The sequence below is a fragment of the Pseudomonas sp. MF7453 genome (assembly GCF_016405455.1).
GTDB lineage: Bacteria > Pseudomonadota > Gammaproteobacteria > Pseudomonadales > Pseudomonadaceae > Aquipseudomonas > Aquipseudomonas paralactis.
The window spans coordinates 160921-185766 of record NZ_JAEKCN010000010.1 but is presented as its reverse complement, the minus strand read 5'-3'; the positions used below and the strand labels follow the sequence as shown (position 1 = coordinate 185766).

Annotated in this window: 20 protein-coding genes and 1 other RNA gene; 6 read left to right on the top strand and 15 right to left on the bottom strand. The window is 60.5% G+C overall.

The annotated features are described in order from the left end of the window. Window positions 1-21: 21 nt before the first annotated feature. From ccoS to hemN, 3 genes are all read left to right on the top strand, one after another. Window positions 22-234: a cbb3-type cytochrome oxidase assembly protein CcoS gene (ccoS, locus tag JFT63_RS17345; protein WP_005790284.1), complete on the top strand. Its 213-nt coding sequence runs from the start codon at window positions 22-24 to the stop codon at window positions 232-234. After that, complete coding sequence (locus JFT63_RS17340) at window positions 227-910, top strand: sulfite exporter TauE/SafE family protein (protein WP_198706457.1); 684 nt, start codon at window positions 227-229, stop codon at window positions 908-910. Before ccoS ends, JFT63_RS17340 begins: the two co-directional genes overlap by 8 nt. A 103-nt stretch (window positions 911-1013) precedes the next feature. Further along, window positions 1014-2396, top strand: coding sequence for an oxygen-independent coproporphyrinogen III oxidase (gene hemN, locus JFT63_RS17335; protein ID WP_057701003.1), 1383 nt, complete (start codon window positions 1014-1016; stop codon window positions 2394-2396). Between the two features lie 6 nt (window positions 2397-2402). On the opposite strand, the gene JFT63_RS17330 is transcribed toward hemN, so the two are convergent. Continuing rightward, the gene (locus JFT63_RS17330; protein ID WP_057701004.1) at window positions 2403-2864 is read right to left on the bottom strand and encodes a hypothetical protein; all 462 of its coding nucleotides are present in this window, start codon (window positions 2862-2864) and stop codon (window positions 2403-2405) included. Between the two features lie 155 nt (window positions 2865-3019). Between JFT63_RS17330 and fnr the strand changes: the two genes are divergently transcribed. Beyond that, window positions 3020-3754, top strand: coding sequence for a fumarate/nitrate reduction transcriptional regulator Fnr (gene fnr / locus JFT63_RS17325; RefSeq protein ID WP_005790290.1), 735 nt, complete (start codon window positions 3020-3022; stop codon window positions 3752-3754). A 78-nt stretch (window positions 3755-3832) separates the two neighbouring features. Further along, window positions 3833-4381, top strand: a complete 549-nt coding sequence (locus JFT63_RS17320) for an adenine phosphoribosyltransferase (RefSeq protein ID WP_005790291.1) — start codon at window positions 3833-3835, stop codon at window positions 4379-4381. A 109-nt stretch (window positions 4382-4490) separates the two neighbouring features. Here the strand turns inward: JFT63_RS17320 and JFT63_RS17315 are convergent, their stop codons facing one another. The 6 genes from JFT63_RS17315 to JFT63_RS17290 all read right to left on the bottom strand — a co-directional run bounded on the left by JFT63_RS17315 (window position 4491) and on the right by JFT63_RS17290 (window position 11195). Further along, window positions 4491-5639, bottom strand: coding sequence for an acyl-CoA dehydrogenase family protein (locus tag JFT63_RS17315; protein ID WP_198844366.1), 1149 nt, complete (start codon window positions 5637-5639; stop codon window positions 4491-4493). A 223-nt stretch (window positions 5640-5862) separates the two neighbouring features. Beyond that, on the bottom strand, window positions 5863-6465 hold the full coding sequence (recR, locus tag JFT63_RS17310; RefSeq protein ID WP_198844365.1) for a recombination mediator RecR: 603 nt from the start codon (window positions 6463-6465) through the stop codon (window positions 5863-5865). Between the two features lie 66 nt (window positions 6466-6531). After that, entirely contained in the window at window positions 6532-7566 is a 1035-nt protein-coding gene (locus tag JFT63_RS17305) for an NADP-dependent oxidoreductase (RefSeq protein WP_057701006.1), read from the bottom strand. 140 nt (window positions 7567-7706) lie between these two features. Beyond that, entirely contained in the window at window positions 7707-8045 is a 339-nt protein-coding gene (locus tag JFT63_RS17300) for a YbaB/EbfC family nucleoid-associated protein (RefSeq protein ID WP_003193199.1), read from the bottom strand. Between the two features lie 43 nt (window positions 8046-8088). Continuing rightward, the gene (dnaX, locus tag JFT63_RS17295) at window positions 8089-10176 is read right to left on the bottom strand and encodes a DNA polymerase III subunit gamma/tau (protein ID WP_198844364.1); all 2088 of its coding nucleotides are present in this window, start codon (window positions 10174-10176) and stop codon (window positions 8089-8091) included. Between the two features lie 77 nt (window positions 10177-10253). Beyond that, entirely contained in the window at window positions 10254-11195 is a 942-nt protein-coding gene (locus tag JFT63_RS17290; RefSeq protein WP_198706462.1) for a DMT family transporter, read from the bottom strand. A 98-nt stretch (window positions 11196-11293) separates the two neighbouring features. Between JFT63_RS17290 and JFT63_RS17285 the strand changes: the two genes are divergently transcribed. Then, window positions 11294-12157 (top strand): LysR family transcriptional regulator, encoded by an 864-nt coding sequence (locus JFT63_RS17285; protein ID WP_198844363.1) that lies wholly within the window; start codon window positions 11294-11296, stop codon window positions 12155-12157. Window positions 12158-12270: 113 nt separating this feature from the next. Here the strand turns inward: JFT63_RS17285 and JFT63_RS17280 are convergent, their stop codons facing one another. The 8 genes from JFT63_RS17280 to smc form a co-directional block, all read right to left on the bottom strand. Then, entirely contained in the window at window positions 12271-12861 is a 591-nt protein-coding gene (locus JFT63_RS17280) for a hypothetical protein (protein ID WP_198844362.1), read from the bottom strand. 1 nt (window position 12862) lies between these two features. Beyond that, window positions 12863-13909 carry an N-acetylmuramidase family protein gene (locus JFT63_RS17275; protein WP_057701011.1) on the bottom strand — a complete coding sequence of 349 codons (1047 nt, stop codon included), beginning with the start codon at window positions 13907-13909 and terminating at the stop codon, window positions 12863-12865. A gap of 156 nt (window positions 13910-14065) precedes the next feature. Then, window positions 14066-16027 carry an AAA family ATPase gene (locus JFT63_RS17270; protein ID WP_198844361.1) on the bottom strand — a complete coding sequence of 654 codons (1962 nt, stop codon included), beginning with the start codon at window positions 16025-16027 and terminating at the stop codon, window positions 14066-14068. Between the two features lie 149 nt (window positions 16028-16176). Beyond that, window positions 16177-16273, bottom strand: an RNA gene (ffs, locus tag JFT63_RS17265) — signal recognition particle sRNA small type. 143 nt (window positions 16274-16416) lie between these two features. Continuing rightward, window positions 16417-17583: a zinc-binding metallopeptidase family protein gene (locus JFT63_RS17260; protein WP_198844360.1), complete on the bottom strand. Its 1167-nt coding sequence runs from the start codon at window positions 17581-17583 to the stop codon at window positions 16417-16419. Window positions 17584-17780: 197 nt separating this feature from the next. Beyond that, window positions 17781-20147 carry an NAD-dependent DNA ligase LigA gene (gene ligA / locus JFT63_RS17255; protein WP_186558335.1) on the bottom strand — a complete coding sequence of 789 codons (2367 nt, stop codon included), beginning with the start codon at window positions 20145-20147 and terminating at the stop codon, window positions 17781-17783. A gap of 87 nt (window positions 20148-20234) precedes the next feature. Then, window positions 20235-21098 (bottom strand): cell division protein ZipA, encoded by an 864-nt coding sequence (zipA, locus tag JFT63_RS17250; protein ID WP_186558334.1) that lies wholly within the window; start codon window positions 21096-21098, stop codon window positions 20235-20237. Between the two features lie 259 nt (window positions 21099-21357). Beyond that, on the bottom strand, window positions 21358-24846 hold the full coding sequence (smc, locus tag JFT63_RS17245; protein ID WP_198844359.1) for a chromosome segregation protein SMC: 3489 nt from the start codon (window positions 24844-24846) through the stop codon (window positions 21358-21360).

The window sequence follows — 24846 nt, the reverse complement described above, 5'->3', positions numbered from 1 at the left end:
CCGCGCGGGCATGGAGTGCAGATGCCAGCTTTATACGTAATGATTCCGGCGGCGCTGCTGTTAGTGGGTGTGGCCATCTATATCTTCTTCTGGGCCGTGGACAGCGGCCAGTACGAAGATCTCGACGGCCCGGCACACAGCGTGCTGTTTGACGATCAGGACCCTAACCATTTGGCCGCCATCGACGAAGCCAACGGCCCCGAACAACCGCCCAAGGACCCACCCCATGCTTGAGCTGGCGCCTCTGCTGGTTTCGGCGTTGATTCTGGGCCTGCTTGGCGGCGGCCATTGCCTGGGCATGTGCGGCGGGCTGATGGGCGCGCTGACCCTGGCGATCCCCAGGGAGCAACGCAGCCGCCGCTTTCGCTTGCTGCTGGCGTACAACCTGGGGCGCATCCTCAGCTATGCCACGGCAGGGCTGCTGATCGGCCTGGCCGGCTGGGCGGTGGCCAACAGCCCGGCGGCGATGTTCATGCGCGTGCTTGCCGGGTTACTGCTCATTTGCATGGGCCTTTACCTGGCGGGCTGGTGGAGCGGCCTGACCCGCATCGAAAGCCTCGGGCGCGGCCTGTGGCGGCACATCCAGCCGGTGGCCAACCGTTTGCTGCCAGTGTCGAGCCTGCCTCGGGCCTTGCTGCTGGGCGCGCTGTGGGGCTGGTTGCCGTGCGGGTTGGTCTACAGCACCCTGCTGTGGGCGGCAAGCCAGGGCAATGCGCTGGACAGCGCGTTGCTGATGCTGGCGTTCGGCCTGGGCACCTGGCCGGTGCTGCTGGCTACCGGGCTGGCGGCGGAGCGTGTCACCGCACTTTTGCGTAAACGCAGCGTGCGCATGGCCGGCGGCCTGCTGGTGATCCTTTTCGGTATCTGGACCTTGCCGGGCCCGCATCAGCACTGGCTGATGGGTCATTGAAAGCCCCTGTGGCATAGCGCCGCTCCCCGTTGATGCAAATCAACATGCCTTGCCTGCCCTGCCCCTAGACTCGCCAAACTAGCCAATCCGGGGGACCGCCCGCATGCTCGACGCCATTCGTTGGGACACAGATCTGATTCACCGCTACGACTTGGCGGGGCCGCGCTACACGTCCTACCCTACCGCCGTACAATTGGACAGCCAGGTCGGCACCTTCGACCTGCTCCACGCCCTGCGCGAAAGCCGCAAGGCCGTACGACCGTTATCGGTGTATGTGCACGTACCGTTCTGCGCCAACATTTGCTACTACTGCGCCTGCAACAAGGTTGTCACCAAGGACCGTGGTCGCGCCCAGGCCTACTTGCAGCGCCTGGAGCAGGAAATCCAGCTGGTGGCCTGCCATCTCGATCCGAAGCAGCCCGTGGAGCAGTTGCACTTTGGCGGCGGCACCCCGACGTTTCTCAGCCACGATGAACTGCGCCAGGTGATGAATTGCCTGCGCCAGCATTTCAATTTGCTCGATGATGATTCGGGCGACTACGGCATTGAAATCGACCCTCGCGAAGCCGACTGGGCCACCATGGGCCTGTTGCGCGAGTTGGGCTTCAATCGCGTAAGCATCGGCCTGCAAGACCTCGACCCCGAGGTGCAACGGGCGGTCAATCGCCTGCAAAGCCTGGAAGAGACCCGCGCGGTGATCGATGCGGCGCGTACCCTGCAATTTCGCTCGATCAATATCGACTTGATCTACGGTTTGCCCAAGCAATCACCGCTTAACTTTGCGCGCACCGTAGAGGAAGTCATCCGCCTGCAACCGGACCGCCTGTCCGTATTCAACTACGCCCACCTGCCGGAACGCTTCATGCCCCAGCGGCGGATCAATACCGAAGACCTGCCCTCGCCGGCCGAAAAACTGCTGATGCTGCAAACCACCATCGAGCAACTGACCCAGGCCGGCTACCGCTATATCGGCATGGACCACTTTGCCCTGCCGGACGACGAACTGGCTATCGCCCAGGAAGAAGGCAAGCTGCAACGCAACTTTCAGGGTTACACCACCCACGGGCACTGCGATCTGATTGGGTTGGGGGTTTCGGCGATCAGCCAGATTGGCGATTTGTATTGCCAGAACAGCAGCGACCTCACCCAATACCAGAACGCTTTGGCGGGCGCACAACTGGCGACCAGCCGTGGTTTGGTCTGCACAACGGACGACCGTCTGCGAAGGGAGGTGATTCAGCAATTGATCTGCAATTTCAGCCTGGGCTTCGAGGCGATCGAACAGGCGTACAACATCGATTTTCGCGGCTACTTTGCCGAGCTATGGCCGCAACTGGAAACGATGGCCGGCGACGGCCTGATCGAGTTGGACGCCCAGGGCATTCGTGTACTGCCGGCCGGGCGCCTGCTGGTGCGTTCAGTGTGCATGGTGTTCGATGCCTACCTGGAGCACCAGAACCGGCAACGATTTTCCCGGGTCATCTGAACGCACTTACTTCATGGCCAGGGTCGCGGCCTTGGCTGCATCACCGGCGCTCATGTCTTTCATCGCCTTGGTCAGGGACGCCTGAGCGCTGGTCAAGCTGGCTTGCAACGCGCTCAAGGCCGACTGCAGCCCGGAGAGTCGGGCACGGGCCTGCTCAGGGCTGAGACTTCTGTCGGCCATTACCGCAGCCATCTCAGCCTGTTTCTCGGCAATCTGCTTTTTGATCTCACGAATCATCTTGAGCAAATTCTTGACGTTGTCCGCCAGGCCGCTTTCGTCGATGTCACTGTTTGAGGTTTTCTCGGCCTCGGCAGCTTTCATTGCGGCACCGGAAATGGTCACCGAAACGGCAGGTTTGGCCTCGTCCGCCGTCGGGATAACACCCACATCGGATTCGGCAGCCTTTTTGGTTTCGGGCAGTGCCTGGATTTGAGTACGCGAAGCGAGTTGAGTACTGAGGGCTATCATGGTTTGAGCCGCCGTATTTGTAGTCGATGGCAGTACTATCGGCGGTTTTAGCCAAATCTTTATATACCGGCAGGTTTTTTGTACACGCTGGCCTCCGTGCCCCCCAGTGCGTTACCCTTACGTCTTATGTGTGTTTTCCCACAAGGATTTAAGAAATGTCCGAGCCAGTTAAACTGCGCGCTCACAGCCAGGCCCATTGCAAGGATTGCAGCCTGGCTCCCCTCTGCCTGCCACTTTCGTTGAATCTGGAAGACATGGATGCGCTGGACGACATCGTCAAACGCGGCCGCCCATTGAAAAAAGGCGAATTTTTGTTTCGCCAGGGCGACAAGTTTGATTCCGTCTATGCAGTACGTTCGGGCGCGTTGAAAACGTTCAGCCTCAGCGACGGCGGCGAAGAGCAAATCACCGGCTTCCACCTGCCCAGCGAGCTGGTCGGGCTGTCTGGGATGGACACCGAGATTCATCCGGTGTCGGCCCAGGCCCTGGAGACGACGTCGGTGTGCGAAATTCCTTTCGAGCGCCTGGACGAATTGGCCCTGCAACTGCCGCAGTTGCGCCGCCAGTTAATGCGTGTGATGAGCCGCGAAATTCGTGACGATCAGCAAATGATGCTGCTGCTGTCGAAGAAAACCGCCGACGAGCGCATCGCGACGTTTCTGGTCAACCTGTCGGCGCGCTTCCGTGCCCGTGGTTTCTCGGCCAACCAGTTCCGCCTGAGCATGTCGCGTAATGAAATCGGCAACTACCTGGGCCTGGCCGTTGAGACCGTATCCCGCGTGTTTACCCGCTTCCAGCAGAACCAGTTGATTGCCGCCGAGGGCAAGGAAGTGCATATCCTCGACCCGATCCAGCTGTGCGCATTGGCCGGTGGCTCACTGGAGGTCTGATCCAGACACCGCGGCCGCGCCAATCGGCAAGGCCGCAGGTATACTTCGAGTCCGTTTTCCGCCCAGGACTCTGCGACGATGACTTTCGATTCGTTCGACATCAAATCCCTGATTCGCCCTGTCATCGACTTCCCCAAGCCTGGGGTTATCTTTCGTGACATCACCCCGCTGTTCCAATCGCCCCGCGCCCTGCGTCTGGTGGCCGACAGCTTTGCCCAGCGCTATGTCGAAGCCGATTTCACGCATATCGGTGCGATGGATGCCCGCGGCTTCCTGATCGGTTCGATCATCGCCTACCAGCTCAACAAGCCGCTGATCCTGTTTCGCAAACAAGGCAAGCTGCCGGCGGACGTGCTGGCCGAGGGTTACCAGACCGAGTACGGCGAAGCCTTCCTGGAAGTGCACGCCGACAGCCTGTGCGAAGGCGATTCGGTGCTGATATTCGATGACCTGATCGCCACCGGCGGCACCCTGATTGCTGCAGCGAACCTGGTGCGGCGCATGGGCGCACAGATTTTTGAAGCGGCGGCAATTATTGATTTGCCGGAGCTGGGAGGGTCGCAGCGCTTGGAAGACATGGGGATTCCCACGTTTTGCCTGACGCAGTTTGGGCTGACTGAAAGGTAAGGGTCGTCAGTACTGCCGTCATCGCGGGCAAGCCCGGCTCCCACCTTGGAATGCATTCCCCTGTGGGAGCTGGGCTTGCCCGCGATGAGGCCCGAGAGAACACCCCGGTTCACAACCCCATCTGCTTGCTGATGATTTCATTCATCACTTCACGCGTCCCGCCACCAATCGACAGAATCCGGTTATCGCGATACAGCCTTTCCACCAGGCTGCCGCGCATATACCCCTGCCCACCCAGCATCTGCACCGCGTCATAAGTCACCCGATCAGCCGTATCGGTGGCCAGGTTCTTCGCCATGGAGATCTCTTTGATCACGCTCTTGCCGGCGGCCATCTTCGCAGCCTGGCGATAGGTGAACTCGCGGGAGACCTCCACGGCAGTGGCCATTTCCGCCAGGCGATGCTTGAGCACCTGGAACTTGCCGATGGGTTTGCCGAACGCTTCGCGCTGGGCAGCCCACTTGAGGCTTTCCTCCAGGGCCAGTTGCGCGTTCATGTTGGCCATCAGCGCCAGGGCCAGGCGCTCGCTCTGGAAGTTGCCCATGATGCAGGCAAACCCCATGTTTTCAGCGCCGATCAGGTTGCCGACAGGCACGTGGCAATCATCGAAAAACAGCTCGGCCGTATCTGACGCCCACCAGCCCATCTTCTTCAGCGGTTGGCCGACGGTGAAACCGGGGGTGTCTTTCTCAATCAATAGCAGGCTGATACCAGCGAAGCCCGGCCCGCCGGTACGCACCGCTACGGTATAGAAATCCGCGCGAATGCCGCTGGTGATAAAGGTCTTGGCACCGCTCACACGGTAATGCTCGCCGTCACGCACGGCGCGGGTGCGCAGGTTGGCAACATCCGAGCCGCCACTCGGCTCGGTGACCGCCAGGGCGATGATCTTCTCGCCGGCCAGCACCTGGGGCGCTATACGCTCACGCACTTCAGGCCGAGCCCATTTGACGATGGGCGGCAGGCCGATATCCAGGGAGCCGAGCCCGGCCACTACACCACCGGAACCGCAACGCATCAGTTCTTCGCTGGCGGCGACCTTGGCGAACAGATCGCCTTCGTGACTGCCACCCAGCGCCTCGGGGTAGCCGATCCCCAGGATGCCCGCCGCTCCGGCCTTGAGGTAAAGCTCACGGGGAAAGCTCTCAGCCTCCTCCCAGTGCTCGATGCCCGGCAGCATCTCGCGTTCGACAAACCGACGCACGCTGTCGCGGACCAATTGGTGGCTGGGGTCGAAGTATTCCTGATAGGCAGACATCGGCAAGCTCCATGGCGAGATGGAGCGAACTTACCAAGCGCTTGCTTGGTTATCAAGCCATGCACAGCTATCAAGGACAGGCCTTAATACTGTAGGAGCGAGCTTGCTCGCGAAAAACTCACAGGCGCCGCGTTTATTCAGGAATCACGCGTTATCGTTGACGTCTTTCGCGAGCAAGCTCGCTCCTACAGTATTTAGCCCACATTTGATGCTGTGTTGGCTCTTAGAGGGCGATCGGTTTGCGGCCTGCGAACGAGTGCGCCAGGGTGCCGCCGTCCACCAATTCCAGCTCGCCACCCAACGGCACGCCATGGGCGATCCGAGAAGTAATCAACCCTTTATTGGTCAGCAACTGGGCGATGTAATGTGCGGTGGCTTCACCTTCCACCGTCGGGTTGGTCGCCAGGATCACTTCGGTAAAGGTGCCCTGCTCTTCAATGCGCGCGACCAGTTGCGGGATACCAATGGCTTCCGGCCCCAAACCGTCGAGCGGCGACAGGTGGCCCTTGAGCACAAAGTAGCGACCTCGATAACCGGTCTGCTCCACCGCGTACACATCCATTGGCCCTTCCACCACACACAGCAACGTGTCGTCGCGACGAGGATCGGCGCATTGCGGGCACAGTTCTTCTTCGGTAAGGGTGCGGCACTGGCGGCAGTGGCCCACACCTTCCATGGCATGGCTCAGCGCCTGGGCCAGGCGGGTGCCGCCGCTGCGATCACGCTCCAGCAGTTGCAGCGCCATGCGCTGGGCAGTTTTCTGGCCAACACCTGGCAATGTGCGCAGGGCGTCGATCAGTTGGCGAATCAGGGGGCTGAAGCTCATGGGCGAAGGGTCCGACAAAACAACGAGACGCGGTTTATACCCGCGCCCCGGATTAGCGTCAAATACTCAATCCTGCGCGACACGCACCACCAACTTGCCGAAGTTGCGCCCTTCGAGCAAACCGATAAAGGCTTCAGGCGCCTGCTCCAGGCCATCGACCACATCCTCGCGGAACTTGATCTTGCCATCGCGCACCCACGGCGCCATGGCGCTGAGGAATTCCGGCTGGCGGTCGCCATAGTCGTCGAACACGATAAAGCCCTGGATACGCATCCGCTTGGTCAGCAGGGTGCGTTGAAGTGCCGGCAGGCGATCCGGACCGCTGGGCGCTTCATTGGCGTTATAGCTGGCGATCAACCCGCACAGCGGCACGCGCGCCCTGGGATTGAGCAGCGGTAACACTGCATCGAAGACCTTGCCGCCGACGTTTTCAAAATAAATGTCCACGCCCTTGAAACAGGCCAGGGCCAGCTCATGGGCGAAGTCATCACTTTTGTGGTCGATACAGGCGTCAAAGCCCAGCTCATCCACCACATAGCGGCACTTGTCGGCACCACCGGCAATCCCCACCACACGCAAGCCCTTGAGCTTGGCCACCTGGCCGACCACAGAGCCCACCGCGCCGGACGCAGCCGCCACCACCAGGGTTTCCCCGGCCTTCGGCTGACCGATATCCATCAGGCCCATGTAGGCGGTCATGCCTGGCATACCCAACACACCCAGGGCCATCGACGGGCTCGCAAGGCCCTTGGGCAATGGCATCAGGCTCTTGCCGTCGCAGATGCTGTGGCTCTGCCAGCCGGTGGCGCCGACCACCAGATCACCCACTTCGAATTTCGGATTGCGCGATTGCTCGACACGGCTGACGGCGCCACCGGTCATCACTTCGCCGATTTCCACCGGCGCGGCGTAGGACGGCGCGTCACTCATGCGCCCACGCATGTAGGGGTCCAAAGACAGATACAGCGTCTTGAGCAGCACCTGACCGTCTGCCAGGTCCGGCAGGCTTACCCGCTCCAGGCGGAAGTTTTCCGGCGTGGGTGCGCCTTGAGGGCGTGAGACCAGAACGATGCGTTGGTTGAGCGTCATTTCTTGAGGCATCAGCGGGGCTCCTTTATCGGTGAGTGGTTTCAACGGTATAGGGTGCAGACCATCGGTGAAGGCCTGGGGTTCGATGTTTCGACCGGCCAAAAAAAATGCCAGGCGCGATGCCTGGCATTTGAGTCTAGCTAAAACCTGTATCAGAACGGCAGTTTCATGCCCGGCGGCAGTTGCATGCCAGCGGTCACGCCGGACATTTTGTCCTGGCTGTTGGCTTCGATCTTGCGCACAGCGTCATTGACGGCTGCAGCGAATAACGCTTCGAGCATTTCCAGGTCATCTTCACCCACGCCAGGCAACACGCTAGGGTCGATGCTGACACGCTTGATGTCGTGACGACCGGTCATCACCACGCTGACCATATCGCCACCGGCTTTACCGGTGACTTCGGCGTTGGCCAGTTCTTCCTGCATCTTGGCCATTTTTTCCTGCATCTGCTGTGCCTGCTTCATCAGGCCGGCCATGCCACCTTTCATCATGGGAATCACCTCAAAAGTACGTGGATCAATAAATAGCCCGGTGTCATGACGCTTGGGTCACCGGGGCTTCGACAGGTTCAATAGTATCGTGGCGCACGACCGCACCGAACTGTTGCATCATTTGTTGGATAAGCGGATCAGCGTGGATCGAATCCTCAGCCTCGCGCTGGCGATTAAGGCGCCGACGGGTCGCGGCCTGGGCCGGCGTTTCCTGCTCGGGCTTGATCAGTTCGATGGCGATGGTCAGCGTGCGCCCATGGTACTGGTTGAGCGCATCGTTGAGCCGGCGCTGCTGGGTGGCGTTGAACAAGGCACTGTGGGCCGGGTCCAGGTGCAGCAGCCAATTATCCCCCTCGATGGATATCAGGGTGCAGTTGGCGGCGATACTCCCGGTCATGCCGGAGATCGGCAGTTTCGGAAACAATTCCAGCCATTGCAGGGCCAGGCCGGTAGCCGGGGCCGCAGCGGGTTCAGCCTCGGGCTCGGGCGCCGGCTCGGCGGTGTGCTCGCTGGCCAATTCGTCCAGGTAGCTGTAGGCCGAATCCATGTCCGGCTCGATATAGTCTTCGTCCAGCGGCGGTTCGTCGTCCAGGTCGATGCCTGGGGTGGCCGCCTCAACCTGGGCGACGGTCGGCTCGGGAACGGGCGCCGATACCCACTCAGGGGCGTCCGGTACCACGCTGTCCGGGGTCGGCGCCGGCATCGGCGTCAGCTCGGGCTGCTCACCGGTGGTTTCAAGTACCGGTTCTACCGCGGGCTGTTGCTCCGGTTCGGGGTCGGGCTCGGCTTGCGTTTGAACCGGATCGTTCCAGGGCAAGTCGACTACGGGCGCGGGCTCGACAACCGGCTCGGGTTCAACCACAGGCGCAGCTGCCACCGGCGCTGGTTCGGGCTCAGGTGCCGGCGCAATCGGCGCAGGGGCAATCGGCGCAGGCGCAGCAACTACTGGCGCGACAACGGCGGCGCCAGCCACTGGTTTGGCGGAATCAACTGTGGCCTGGCTGATCCCCACTGGCTTTAGCGGCTGTCTCGGCGCATCTGCCGAATCCGCCGGCCGGAACGCCAGCATCCGCAGCAGCACCATTTCAAAGCCGCCTCGCGGGTCCGGTGCCAGGGGCAGGTCGCGGCGGCCGATCAGGCCCATCTGGTAGTAGAACTGCACATCCTCGGCCGGCAAGGCCTGGGCCAGGGCCAACACGCGGTCACGATCACCATGGCCGTTATCCACGCCTTCCGGCAGGGCCTGGGCGATAGCGACGCGGTGCAACACATTGAGGATTTCCGAGAGCACGCCATTCCAGTCCGGGCCTTGCTCCGACAGGTGGCGCACGGCCTCAAGCAATGCCTTGGCGTCACCCTCGATCAGCGCGTGCAGCACGTCGAAGACCTGGCCATGGTCCAGAGTACCGAGCATAGCGCGCACATCGGCAGCCATCACCTTGCCTTCGCCGAAAGCGATGGCCTGGTCGGTGAGGCTCATGGCGTCGCGCATCGAACCGTCGGCGGCGCGGCCCAGCAACCACAGAGCGTCGTCTTCGAACGGTACATTCTCGACCCCCAGCACATGGGTCAAATGCTCGACCACGCGCTCAGGCGTCATGTTTTTCAGCGAGAACTGCAGGCACCGCGACAAAATGGTTGCAGGAAGTTTCTGCGGGTCGGTGGTGGCCAGGATGAATTTGACGTAGGGCGGCGGCTCTTCCAGGGTTTTCAACAGCGCGTTGAAGGAGTGGCTGGACAGCATGTGCACTTCGTCGATCAGGTAGACCTTGAAGCGCCCACGGCTCGGCGCGTACTGCACGTTGTCGAGCAGCTCGCGGGTGTCTTCGACCTTGGTGCGGCTTGCGGCGTCGATCTCGATCAGGTCGACGAAACGCCCTTCGTCGATCTCGCGGCAGACCGAACAGGTACCGCAAGGCGTTGACGTGATACCGGTCTCACAGTTCAGGCACTTGGCGATAATGCGCGCGATGGTGGTCTTGCCCACCCCGCGAGTGCCGGTGAACAGGTAGGCGTGGTGCAGCCGCTGGCTGTCCAAGGCATTGATCAGAGCCTTGAGCACATGGGTCTGGCCGACCATTTCGCGGAACGAGCGCGGACGCCATTTACGTGCAAGAACCTGATAACTCATCGAAAACCGTCGCAACTGGGAAGCGGAAGCCGGTAATGCTAGCGGAGCAGGGGGGAAATTGCATCCGGCACGCTCGTCTAATCTGACGAAGCTGGCTTGATTGGCCCTCCAGATGGCGCCTGCGGGTGTTCTGGCTGCACGATTGAACGCCAACGCCCTTCCAGGCTGATAGCGGCAACGCTGGTCAGCACAATCACCGCGCCGAGCATTACCTGCAGGGTCACCTGTTCACCGAGCAGCGTGGCGGCCATCACCATGGCGACTGGCGGAATCAGGTACATCGCCACCGAGGCACGGCTGACTTCGACATGCTTGAGCACATAACCCCAGGCCAGATAGGCCAGCGCGCTGGGGAAAATCCCCAACACCAGCACGGCGAGGTTTTCCGGTAGCGGCGCCTGCATAACGGCGGCGGGCAGGCCCGGCAGGTTCACGCAGAGCATCAGGGTGCCGGACCAGACCATGTAGCACGCCATGGTCAGCGGGCTGTAGCGATGGGCGTAATGGCGCTGGATGGCGAAATACACGCTCCATGAGCACGCCGCCAGCAGGATCAGCAAGCCGTGTGGCTCAATAGCGCCTACGCCATGGTCGCCCCCGATCACCACCAGCACGCCTGCCAACCCCAACAGCACACAGCTCCAACGCCAGAGGCTGACGCGCTCCTGCAAACAGAAAAACGCGATCAACACACTGAACAGCGGCGCCGACTGCGCCAACACACTCGACGCCGCCGCCGTCACCCATTGCTGGCCGTGATTAAGGCTGGTGTGATGCAGGAATACCCCGAAAAAGCCCAGCACCAACAACCACGGCAGGTCACGTACCTGGGGCCGCCCTATGCCGACTACCCAGGCCACACCAGCCATGAACAGCGACGCAATCAAAAACCGCAACAACGCCAATTGACCGGGGCTGTAGCTGTGCAGCCCCATGTGCACACCTATGGGTGAATAAGCCCAACAAAGGATGACGCCGGCAATGACTAGCGTAAGCTTTAGCGGTGAAGGGGTATTCATCGACGGTATCCGCAGAAAAGGAATACCCCCAGTCTTGGCCCGGGCCAGGCGCAGGACAATTAAGCGTTTCTGACTTCTGAAATCATTGGAACTGAGCAATGGAACTGGCCCAACTGAAAATGGTGCGAGCCGTGGCGCAAACCGGCAGCGTGGCCCAGGCCGCCCTGCAACTGCACTGTGTACCGTCCAATATCACCACCCGCATCAAGCAGCTGGAAAGCGAGTTGGGCACACCCTTGTTTATCCGCGCCGGTCGCGGGCTGGCGATCAGCGCTGCGGGTGAGATTTTTCTGGATTACTGCGAGCGCATCCTGGGGTTGGTGGATGAGTCCAAGCGTGCGGTGGATGCCGGCGCGATTCCCCGTGGCACCTTGCGCATCGGCGCGGTGGAATCCAGCGCCAGCGGCCGCCTGCCACCGCTGTTGGCGGAGTATCACCGGCGTTATCCCGAGGTCAGCCTGGAGTTGGTGACCGGCGCCTGGGCGCAACTGCTGGATGACCTGCAACACCATCGTCTGGATGTGGCGCTGGTGGCCGCCAGTGGCAAACACCCGAAGCTGGAACACAGCGTGGTCTACAGCGAACGCCTGGTGTTGATCGCCAACGCGTCCAGCGCTCCCATCCACAGCGCCGCAGACCTGGCCGGCCGCACGCTGCTGGTATGGCCCCCGGGCTGCCCCTACCGCGCAGCGCTGGAGAACTGGCTCAAGCCCCAGGACTTCAAGCCGGCGGTTGCCAGCTATACCAGTTGGGGCACGATCATCGGTTGCGTCAGCGCGGGGATTGGCGTGGCTTTGGCGCCGGAGGGCATCCTGGCGCGTTATGAGCAGGCCAATCAGCTGGCGTCGTATCGCTTTGATGCGCTGGCGCCCGTGGACAACCTGTTGTTCTGGCACAAAGATACCCAGCGGCATCTTGCACGGGATGCATTCTCCGGGCTACTGCGCGAAACCTTCGGCTAACACCGCCAAAATGTGGGAGGGGGCTTGCTCCCGATAGCGGTGGGTCAATCAATATAGGTGCTAGCTGACCCTTCCTCATCGGGAGCAAGCCCCCTCCCACATTTCAGAGCTTCTCAGAGCTTCGGTGCAGCCAACCGTGTGTACTGGCCCTGGCTGATCCAGCCCGTGAAGGAACGGTCGTGCGCATTGATAAACTCCACCTGCGCCCAGCCGTCCTTGAACGCCAGCACACCCACTACATCCCCCTTGACGATATAGGGACGCTTGGCCGCCTTCGCCCCCGGAGTTTTCAGCAAGTAAGCCTTGTCGGCAGATACGGTCACCAGCCCGATCCATTTTTTACTGGCGCTCTGGGTCAGGTCCAGGCCCGTGGCGATTTCCGGCATCAACACGTTGATGCAGCCGGGATGTTGACGGCCCTGCTCCACCGTCAGCGTCACACCGTCGGACACTACTGCCACACTGCCAGGGTAGGCAGCATCCAGCCAAGTGGTGAGTGCTTCTGGCTTGCCTTGCAGGTAGAAGGTACAACGGCGGCTCACGCCCTCGCCCATCGCTTCGGAATAAAAGCCTTCAACCTGATTCCCGGGCGTCACCGCCAGCATCAAGCCTTCATATTTGCCCGAATGCAAAGCGGCCGAGCCCGCAAATGCGCAGGCCACGGCGCTCAACGACAACACACCTATCGCCAGAAAACGAATCATCTTATTTCTTCCCTTCAAAGGCTTCGTAGGCTTGCTTCATCAGCACGTCATAGTTGCCGTAGTCATCGCCGTTATAGTTACGGGCCATGGCCGTGAAATCCTTGTTTTTCATCGCACTCATCAACGCCGTACTCTTGCTGCAAAAACTGAGGTAGGCCTTGAGTTGATTACCGGCGTTTACTTTTAACGCCGCTGCAAACTCGAACACCGTCTTGAACCCGCAGGATGCGAAGTTGAACCCCATGATCTGAAACATGCCCCAGGACGCCGACATCAGTGCCGCTTCCTGGTCGAGAGCAAACGCGGTGGCCATGGTTTCCCAGGCCTTGACCTGGTCCTTGTTGTTGGTCTGCCACTGCGGCCCGGCTTTTTTCTTGTAGATGTACGATAGCAGCGGGTGCGACTGGTCGTAGATGTGCTTGGTGTACTTGCGAAAGTGATGACCTTCAAAGGCAATGATCGGCAGCCTGGCCGGCCCGAACCCCACCTTCCCGCCCGACTCGATGGTGGCGAACGCCTTGACCACATTCACCGAGATGCCGTTGCCCAATTGCTTGGCAGCATTCTGGAAGTCCGTATCGCTCAGCGTCGTGCCGCCGTCGCAGGTGGCCTGCAGCATTAGTTGGCGGTTGCGCCGCTCGGCCTCGATCACCGCACGCACCTGGTTCAGGTAGACATTGACCGTGGCTTGCACCGCATCGACGTTGTTATTGCCCAATGCGTTGAGAAAGCTGGGAATACGCAAGGTCGGGAAAGCTCGCACCGGGACTTTCACCGCTTCCTCGATCAAGCTGTTGAACGTACGCCCCGTGGGGTCGATCACTCCGTCGGGATGAGCATATTTGAGATGGCGGAACTGATACTGGCTGATGCACTGCACCAACTGGCCGTCGCACTCGCCGTTTTCCTGCAAGGCAAAGCCCATCCTGGGAATGATCAGATTGAATAAGTACTGGATACACTGCACATCGGCGGGCAAGTTGCGGGCTTTGCCGGGCGCGCCGACTGAAGCACTGATAAGTCGAGGCAACCCTTGCAGGCTTTTCATGACAGACATCCTTGTAGGTAGAGAAGCGATAGCACTTCAATATCAATCCATGCCCTTGTCATAGTTTGAAACAAGTGGCTGGCGCAAGCTAACAAGGCGTTCTGGGGATTGTCTAGAGGGCTGTTTAAAAGTTGTGAAACAGCTGGATTAAATCCGTCAGTAACCGTGTAATTCGCGGGTTTTCTGGTAGTTGTGATAGTCGAGCCACTCGACCACATCGTAGGGCAGATAGAGTTGGCGGGTTGCTCGGGAGATTGCGATATACACCGCACACAGCCGCTGGTCGAACGCGTAGGCGTCCTGGAACTTCACGTTGGTCAACAACGCCGGCGTGAGCAACACCCGGTTGAACTCCATGCCACCGGCGTCTTGCGCCAACATCAATAGGCAGCGCTCATCCGGATGGCCGCTTTGCCTGTTCAAACGCGTGACATCCGCCAGATTAAAACCTTTTTGCAGCTCGGCTTCGACCCAGAGAAATGCCTCATCGAACTGACAGGCCTCGCGTACTTGTTGCCAATCGGCCATATCGCTGAAAAACGGATGGGGGCCGCTGTCATTGAACTCGCTGCTGTAGAACTCAGGCTTGAACAACGCGATGACCGTTTCCATAAAGTACTTGAGCGATTGCTGCGCCTCTTTACTGGCCAGGCCGAAGGCACAACGAACCTCGCTCAGCTGTATGGCCCATTTCATCGTGTCCCAAAGGGACGCGGTCAACACCACGCAGCCTTGCGGCGGTACGAAGCCCAACGGATAAAACTCGATACCGACATCGGCATCCCGTGCCCCCTCGAAAAGCACTTTGCTCTTATCCGAATGCTGGCTGATCAAGGGATTGACCAGGCGCTCGACATTGCGCCCGGAGCGCACGGAATAACACACGTCCGTGTGGCGCACCTCACGGGCGCGCCTGACCATGACCCCACTGGCCTGCTGATACTCATCCCCCAGGGTGATCAGTACTTGCCGGCCCCGCTCGATGATTTGCAGCAGCGGCGCGGGAATGTCCTGGCTTTCGTCGATAAGGACGTGGGTATAACGCTCGGGCACCACACAGCCGGCAAGGCTGGCGCGTTTGATCATCAACAAGGCTTCAAACCCGGTCTGGCCGCACCAGGCCGGATTCGCTTCGAGATAGCTCCATAACCGGCTGGCATATTCGAGCAGTGCCCTGGCATCAACGCTGGATAGCGGCTGTTTGAAATGCGGCAGATGCTTGGCTGACAGGCTGTACTCCCAGGAGCGGCAGTAGGCTTGCAGCACGTTGAGGCAAACGTCGACCACGGCTTGCCCTTGCAGGCCACGAAAGCCGAAGATATTCAGCTCCTGAGCCAGTGCCTGCTTGCTCTGCGCCCTTACCTGCGCAGTCAGCGGCTTGGGCCTGGGGCCATGCAACAAGGCGTGGGCAAATGCATGGAAGGTATGCCCGGCCTTGCGCTCGCGCACGCCCACCATACGGGCCCGCAGGGTTTCCAGTTTTGCCGGGGTACGTGCCAGCAACAAGGTCTTTTCCGGGCGCAAGTGCTCCATCAAGGCCACCAAAAGATGGCTCTTGCCGATACCGGCATAACCCTGAACATGCAGGTCTTCGTTCAAGTTGGCGCGGAAGGTTCTGACCAACTTGTCTTGCTCGGCACTCAACCAGCGCTCGCGATGCCTGGGCGTGACCATCTGTTTACTGAAGGGATCATTGGCCTTGAGATGGCGAACCTTGTACTCCACGTCCCACTTGCCGCTGGGCAACAGATAGTCGCGCGCCTGCACTTCCTCCGCTAACAGGAAACGCAACTGCAGGCTCTTGACCACATTGAGGCCGAAGTAGAGTTTCCTTTGATCGAACAGCCGCTGCGCCTCAGAGAGTAGAGAAACGCTTGCCGAATGGCTGGCCTCTACCGCCCAGTCAATCAACTTGGCCAATACTTTTTCAGCGCCATTGGCGCTCAGGTCGCTTTCGGGCACCTGGGCCAGGTTCTGAATCACCAGCACCGCCGCCAACTCCGGCTCACTCAGGGCTACAAGCGCTTGCGCACCGCCGGTTTCCAACAACCCCACACAGGCTTGTTCGGTAATCGGCAAGAACACAGGGCTGGATAAATCAAAATGTTCCGAGTGCATACAGCCTCGTAGCCAGGGGAAAGAGACGTTTGAGAGTATGCCACTAGTCGTGAAGTGGCCGTCATGCACTGTGCGATAAGCGTCACAGATGACTGGCTGACTAAAGGAATTGGAAACGGGTAAAACAGAAGGGAGCGTTATGGAGGCAACCCCACCAGCCACACCCCGGCACACAATGTTCCCGCTGTGGCTGCTGCCTTCCGGCTCTGACCAGGTTCACGGGTAATCGTTGCGGGGGGACCGATGGGGTCACCATAACGACGCTGGCCTCTCGGCAAGCCGCGCCATTGTACCGATCTGATCGGAAGTTACAACCGTAAAAAATGAGAAGCTTCAAGTACTTGCCATGGCGCTGAGCAATCGGGCGCGGCCCCCTGCGACATTTTTCATCATTGTGCCTGCAGAACCTCGTCCGCCCTGCCGCCCTCTTCCTGGATGACCAGGTGGATAAAGTGCAACTTGGCTATCACCGCCGGCGGCAGCACGAAGGGGTAGAAATCCGGCTGGCCCATGGCGCGGGACAGTTCGTTGAGCATACCGGCCAGCTCGATCCAGGCATTGACGAACGAGAGGAACGCCGGGCCGCCGGGGTGTACGGGGTCATACAGGGTTGTCAGCGGGAACGGCTGGTAGTCCAGGTCCAGCTCGCGGGCGCTCATGCCAAAGCCCAGCGCAGTGTCCACCGCGTCCATCATATGCAGGTAATGGGCCCAGGTTTCGGCCCAGTCTTCCCAGGGGTGCATGGTGGCGTAGGCGCTGACGCAGGTTTGCTGCCAGTCCGGGCGCGGGCCGTTCTGATAGTGCTGATCGAGGGCGTCGGCGTAACTGGCGCGCTCATCACCGAACACGGTGCGAAAGGCTTCAAGCCAGTGGCTGTTGGCAATCAGCCGATCCCAGTAATAGTGGCCAACTTCATGGCGAAAATGACCGAGCAAGGTGCGGTAAGGCTCACGCATCTGTATGCGGACTTTTTCGCGATGAGCATCGTCGGCTTCCTTGATATCGAGGGTGATCAGGCCATTGGCATGGCCGGTGGTTGGCGCATTGCCTGCCAGGTCAGTCCCGATGAAGTCGAAGGCCTGGCCAGTGTCTTCGTCGACACTCTTGGGCACCACTTGCAGGCCCAGGCTGATCAGTTGTGCCACCAGCCGCCGCTTGGCGGTTTCGACCTTGCGCCAGCGTTCAGGGTTTTCCGGGACGGATAGATCAGGAATGGTGCGATTCAGGCTACAGGCCACGCACAGCGACGCAGTGCTGTGGGCGGGGATCAGCCAGTTGCACGCGGCGGGTGAATCGAGGTTTGCACAGCGCCGGAAAGCGCCGGCATCGAGATTGTCGTCGGCCAGCCACGTACCGACCACCGGCCCAGGTTGCAAGGACGATAGGCAGCTCTGCTGCGGCTGGTAACCCAACGCCGCCTGGCAGGCCAGGCATTGGCTGTTGCGAAAAAACAGCGGCTGGCCACACCGGCATTGCCACACCTTGCTATTGCGCGAGGTTTGGGCCATGAACGGAGCGGCGATGCGCGTGCTGAGTTGCTCGAAGTAGCGGAACATGGCGATCTCTCCCAGGGTGACAGAGACTAGATCATTTCTCTGGAGAGATCGTTCAACACACGCAGGAGATACGTCTGCTCCCTGTAGGAGCGAGCTTGCTCGCGAAGATCGTTAACGATAACGCGGGGCGCCTGGTTCACAGCGGCGTCCTCCGGTTCTTCGCGAGCAAGCTCGCTCCTACAGTATTCAAAAGCCTGTCAAACGGTGATGTTGTGCTTGGCCAGGAAGGCGACGAAGGCTTCTTCATCCAGCACTTTGAGGCCCAGCTCGCTGGCCTTGGCCAGTTTCGAACCGGCGCCCGGCCCGGCCACCACGCAGTGGGTTTTCGCCGAGACGGAACCGGCCACCTTGGCCCCCAGGCTTTCGAGCTTGTCCTTGGCGACGTCGCGGCTCATCAGCTCCAGAGAGCCGGTGAGTACCCAGGTGTGCCCGGCCTCAGGCAAGCCTTCAACAACCTTTTTCTCGCTCTGCCAGTGCATACCGAAGTCCTTGAGCTGCTGCTCGATGGCCAGGGCACGATTGGCATTGTCAGGGTTGTCGAAGAACTCGCGCACAGCCTTGGCTTGCTTCTCCGGCAGGGCCTGGCGCATATCCAGCCAATCGGCCTTGATCACGCCTTCCAGAGAGCCGAATTTGTCTGCCAGTTTCTGCGCCGCGCCCGGCCCGACGGAAGGCACATGCAGCTTGTCGAGCAAGCCGCCCAAGGTGGTGCTGGCGGCAAATTCGGCACTCAGATCGCCCTGCTCCTGCAATTGCAGGCCGCATTCATCCGGCGACAACAGTGCACCGATCACGTCCTGGTTATGGCTGTCTTCAAAGAAGCTATGAATCTCGTGCGCCACTTCCAAGCCGACGTCGGGCAAGTAGGTCAGCACCTCCGGCAAGGCCTTCTGCACACGCTCAAGGGAGGCCAGGGAGCGTGCCAGCACCTTGGCAGTCTCTTCGCCCACATCAGGAATACCCAAGGCGTAGATAAAGCGCGCCAGCGTCGGGGTCTTGCTGTTTTCGATGGCGCTGATCAGTTTTTTGCTGGAGATATCGGCGAAGCCTTCCAGGTCGATGATCTGTTCGTACTTGAGCTTGTAGAGGTCCGCCGGCGAACCGATGAGTTTTTCATCCACCAATTGCTCGATGGTCTTGTCGCCCAGGCCGTCGATGTCCATGGCACGGCGCGAGACAAAATGAATGATCGCCTGCTTGAGCTGCGCGCCACAGGCCAGGCGCCCGACACAACGGTACACGGCGCCTTCGCTGACGGTTTCCTTGCCCTTGCTGCGCTTGACCAGTTGCGTGCGTTCCACATGGGAGCCGCACACCGGGCAGCTCTGCGGGATTTGCACGGCACGGGCGTGTTCCGGACGACGCTCGGTGACCACCGAGACCACTTGCGGAATCACATCACCGGCGCGGCGGATGATCACGGTGTCGCCGATCATCAGGCCCAGGCGCGCCACTTCGTCCATGTTGTGCAGGGTCGCGTTGGATACGGTCACGCCGGCCACCTTGACCGGTTTCAAGCGCGCCACCGGAGTGACAGCGCCGGTACGGCCGACCTGGAATTCCACATCAAGCAATTCAGTCAGCTCTTCCATCGCCGGAAATTTATGCGCAATGGCCCAACGCGGCTCGCGGGCGCGAAAGCCCAGTTCACGCTGGTAAGCAATGCTGTTGACCTTGAACACCACGCCGTCGATTTCATAGCCCAGCGCATTACGGCGCTCGCCAATGTCGCGGTAGTAGTCCAGGCATTCCTGTATGCCCTTGGCCAGCTTCAATTCGTGACTGATCGGCATCCCCCACTTCTGCAACTGCTGCAGGTTGCCGATATGGGTGTCGCTGATATCGGCGGTCACCTGACCGATGCCGTAACAGCAGAATTCCAGCGGGCGGCTGGCAGTGATCTTCGAATCCAGCTGGCGCAGGCTGCCCGCCGCCGCGTTACGCGGGTTGGCGAAGGTCTTGCCGCCGACTTCCAGCTGCGAGGCGTTCAGGCGTTCGAACCCGGCCTTGGACATGAACACTTCGCCACGCACTTCCAGGGTGGCCGGCCAGCCTGTGCCGTGAAGCTTCAAGGGGATATTGCGCACAGTGCGCACGTTGACGCTGATGTCTTCGCCGGTGGTGCCATCACCCCGGGTGGCACCGCGTACCAGTTCGCCGTCCTGATACAGCAGGCTGACCGCCAGGCCGTCGAGCTTAGGCTCGCAGCTGTATTCCACCGCTGCGCCCGCACCAAACAGATCGCCCACCGGCAGGTCGAGACCCTCGGTCACCCGGCGATCAAATTCGAGCATGGTGGTTTCATCAAAGGCATTGCCCAGGCTGAGCATCGGGATCTCATGCTTGACCTGGGTGAATGCCGACAGCGCCGCACTGCCGACCCGCTGCGTCGGTGAATCGCGTGTTACCAGCTCCGGGTGCTCGGCTTCCAAAGCCTTGAGCTCGTGGAACAAGCGATCGTACTCGGCGTCCGGAATGCTCGGCTCATCAAGGACGTGGTAGCGGTAGTTATGCTGATCCAGTTCAGCGCGCAGTTCGAGGATGCGGGTATGGGCGGCGGTCATGGGTGTTCTCTCATAAAGCAAAAGAGCAGCCGAAGCTGCTCAATATGTTAGTGCGCTTATTCTACTGACAACGCCGAAGCGTAATCCTCAGCGTTTCTGTGTCAGGGCGCGACGCTCGAACTCGACGATGCGCTGACGGTAGTGCTCAATAGTCTGGGCGGTCAGAACGCTGCGTTGGTCGTCCTTGAGCTCGCCGTTCAATTCCTGGGAGAGCTTGCGGGCTGCGGCCACCATCACGTCGAACGCTTGCTTGGGATGACGCGGGCCTGGCAGACCGAGGAAGAAGCTCACCGCCGGGGTGCTGAACAGGTCGATATCGTCCAGATCGAACGTACCTGGCTTGACCGCATTGGCCATGGAGAACAGCACTTCACCGTTGCCGGCCATGCTCTCGTGACGATGGAAAATATCCATCTCGCCAAAACGCAGGCCGCTTTCCAGAATGTTCTGCAACAGCGCAGGGCCCTTGAAGCCACCGGCGTCGCGGCAGATCACGCTGATGACCAGCACTTCCTCGGCAGCCGGCTGATCGTTGACCGATTGGCGTGGCGCGCTTTTGGTCGCGGTCTCGTCAGGGAAGTCGTCATCACGGCTGCTGAAGCTCGGGCCGTCATCGACGTCGAGGTTCAGGTCGCCCTGATGCGGCTCGGCAACTGCCGCGCCACCACGCTTGCCGCGCTTGGAGGACGGCTCGCGGGCTTCACGCAGCGGTGCGCTCATGGACGGCAAATCATGCTCGTCCAGTTGCGGCTCTTTGTGAGTATCCAGCACACGGGGCGGCCCCAGCAGCTCGGCGGCGCCGTCGTCGTCAGGCAAGTTGGACAGGTTTCGGTCCAAGCGGAACTTGAGCTTGCCCTTGCCACCGCGCATACGGCGCCAGCCATCGAAAAGAATACCGGCAATGACAATGATGCCGATGACGATCAGCCACTCGCGCAGACCGATTTCCATGTAATCCCGTGCCTCTAATAAAAAATGCTGAAAAATAAGGGGTTTAGCACCGTGCAAACCGCTTTAAAACGTGGCGCCAACTCTATGTTCTGACTGACGTTTTGCCCACGCACACGAAAAATTGACATTAAACTAGCACGACCAAAGATAACTTTACACCGTCTGTCAAAATGCCTTGAACAAATATGTCCATTTGCCACTTTCGCCAGACCGGTAAATCGACCTACAGCGTGCTGTAAATTCTCTCTCTTGGCATGGCTTAGGATTCCACCATTGCCATCGCCTCTTCCACATCCACTGCGACCAAACGCGAACAGCCCGGCTCGTGCATCGTGACCCCCATCAACTGATCGGCCATTTCCATGGCGATCTTGTTGTGGGTGATATAGATGAACTGCACGGTCTGAGACATCTCTTTGACCAACCGAGCGTAGCGTCCAACGTTAGCGTCATCCAGCGGCGCGTCAACTTCGTCGAGCATACAGAACGGCGCCGGGTTCAACTTGAAGATGGCAAATACCAGGGCCAATGCGGTCAGGGCTTTTTCGCCGCCGGACAACAAATGGATGGTGCTGTTCTTCTTGCCCGGAGGCCGCGCCATGATCGTTACCCCTGTATCGAGTAGATCTTCGCCCGTCAGTTCCAAGTAGGCACTGCCACCACCGAAAACTTTTGGGAATAACGCCTGTAAACCGCCATTAATCTGATCAAAGGTATCTTTGAAGCGGTTGCGGGTTTCCTTGTCGATTTTGCGGATCACGTTTTCCAGGGTGTCCAGGGCTTCAACCAGATCGGCGTCCTGGGCATCCAGATAACGTTTGCGCTCTGACTGCTGCTGGTACTCATCGATAGCGGCGAGGTTGATCGCGCCCAGGCGCTGAATGCGCGCAGCAATCCGTTCAAGTTCTTCTTCGGCGTCTTTCTCGTTGGCCTGGGCGGTCAGGGTGTTGAGCACGCCGTGCAGGTCATAGCCGTCTTCCAGCAATTGGTCTTGCAAGGTCTTGCGGCGCACGGTGAGGGCTTGCCACTCCATGCGCTGTTGTTCGAGTTGGCCGCGGATCAACTGGGATTGTTGCTCAGCCATGGTGCGGCGCTTTTCAGCGTCGCGCAGTTCACGGTCGGCATCTTCCAGGGCGATCTGCGCGGTCTTGAGTTCTACGTCGACGGTCATGCGCTTGTCGAGCAGCTCCTCAAGCTTGAGGCGCAGCTCTTCCAGCGGCGCCTCGCCCTCCTCCAGGTTGAGGCTCAGTTGCTCGCGCTTTTCGGTCAGGCGTTCGGACTGCATCTCCAGGCGTTCAAGGGCCTGGCGCGTGGAATCATGCTGAGCCCGCAATGAGCCCAGGCGCACCGCCAACTGGTGAGCGTGATCCTTGTGCTGGCGGGCTTCCTGGCGCACGCGGTCGAGGCGTTCGCGCAGGCTGTCGCGCTGGGCCAGCAGCAACTCGCGCTGCTCGGTGTCCTGGGCCATGCTGTCGAGGGCTTCCTGCAATTGCAGACGCGCTTCGCCAACCTGTTCATGTTCGAGGGCGCGCTGTTCGCCCATCTCGGCCACTTCTTCGTCAAGGCGGGTACGGCGCAGGGTCAGTTGTTCGACCTTGGCTTTGCTCGCCGACAGCTGGGCTTTCAACTCGCCTTGCTGGCGCGCTTCGTCTTGCAACAAGCGGCGCAGGTGTTCGCGGCCGGTCTCCTGCTGACGCTGAGTGGCGCGCAGGGTTTGCAGTTCGGTTTCCAGGCTTTCCAGGGTGGCTTCGCGTTCTTCACGCTCGGCACTCAGGTTGACGATTTCCTGGCCACGGGCCAATACGCCACTTTCCGCCTCACTGGCACGGCGCACGCGCAGGAAGTGACGGCCGACCCAATAACCATCGCGGCTGATCAGGCTTTCGCCGGCCGCCAATTGGCCGCGCTGGGCCAAGGCTTGCTCAAGGGTGTCCACGGGCCTGACCTGGCCCAGCCAGGGCGACAGATCCATCGCCGCCTCGACCTTGTCCAGCAAGCTGCCCGCTACCCGCACTCCGTCGGGCGCCGGGCTGAGCAGGCGCAAATCGCCCTGGGCGAAACCGGCCAGGTCGAAGCCGCCAAAATCGTCCACCAGCACTGCTTGCAGGTCAGCGCCAAGCACGGTTTCCACCGCCAGCTCCCAACCCGCTTCTACCTTCAAGCCTTCGGCCAGGCGCGGGCGCTCGGCCAGATGCTGGTCGCGCAGCCACTCGGCGGTGCCGGTGCCAGGGTCCAGCGCGGCTTGCTGCAAGGCTTCAAGTGACGCCAGGCGCCCATTGAGCCGCTGCAAATCACCCTGGGCCTGCTGCTGCGCCTGGGTCGCCGTTTGCAGTTGCTGACGCAATTGCTCCAGGCGTTCCACTTGTTGTTCTTCGCTGGCTTCCAACTCTTCCAGCGTCATTTCGCTTTCGGCCAGTTGCTCGCTCAGCTCCATGATCGCCGCGTCTTCGGGGTCGGCGGCGAGCAATACGCGCTCTTCCTGCAGGCGCCGCTGGCGTTCGGCCAGGCGTTCCATGCTGGTTTCCAGTTGCTGGATGCGCGACTGCTGCACCTCGGCCTGGCGACGCGGCTCGGCCGATTGCAGGTTGAACGTGTCCCACTGCTCCTGCCAGGCGTGCATGGTGGTTTCGGATTCTTCCAGCGCTGCGGCGGCCTCTTCGGCGGCGGCGTGGGTGACTTCCTGTTCGGGGGTGAGCATGTCCAGCTCTTCGCCGAGGGTCAGCAGCAAGGTGCGGTCATGGCCCAGGTGCGACTCGGTTTCCAGGCGGGCGCGCTCGGCTTCTTTCAAGTCATCCTGCAACTGGCGCAAACGCTGCTGACCGTGCTGGATGCTCTGCTCGACCCGGGCGATATCGCCCCCCACCGAATAGAAACGGCCCTGCACCAGATTGAAGCGTTCGGACAGTTCATGGTGCCCGTCACGCAGGCGTTCGATGCTGGCGTCGGCGTTGCGCTGCTCGGCCACCAACGCTTCGAAGCTGACTTCCTGGGTGCCGATGATCGCTTCGCGCTGGCCGACCTGATCATTCAGCGCCTGCCAACGCAGGGCCGAGAGTTGCGCCTTGAGCTGGCGCTCTTCGCCCTTGTACTCCTGATACTTCTCGGCGGCCTGAGCCTGGCGGTGCAGGCGCTCCAATTGGCGCTCCAGCTCTTCGCGCAGGTCGGTCAGGCGGGCGAGGTTTTCATGGGTGCGGCGGATGCGGTTTTCAGTCTCGCGGCGGCGCTCCTTGTACTTGGAGATGCCGGCTGCTTCTTCGATAAAGTTACGCAGGTCTTCAGGCTTGGCTTCGATCAGCTTGGAGATCATGCCCTGTTCGATGATCGAATAACTGCGCGGGCCCAAGCCGGTGCCGAGGAAGATATCGGTGATGTCCCGACGGCGACACTTGGTGCCGTTGAGGAAGTAACTGTTCTGGCTGTCGCGCGTGACTTTGCGGCGAATCGAGATTTCCGCGTAGGCAGCGTATTCGCCGATCAGGGTACCGTCGGAATTGTCGAACACCAGTTCGATGCTGGCCTGGCTGACCGGCTTGCGGCTGGTGGAGCCGTTGAAGATGACGTCGGTCATCGACTCGCCACGCAGGTTTTTCGCCGAGCTCTCGCCCATCACCCAGCGTACGGCGTCGATGATGTTCGACTTGCCGCAGCCATTGGGTCCCACTACCGCCGCCATGTTGCTGGGGAAGTTCACGGTAGTCGGGTCGACGAAGGACTTGAACCCCGCCAACTTGATGCACTTGAGCCGCAC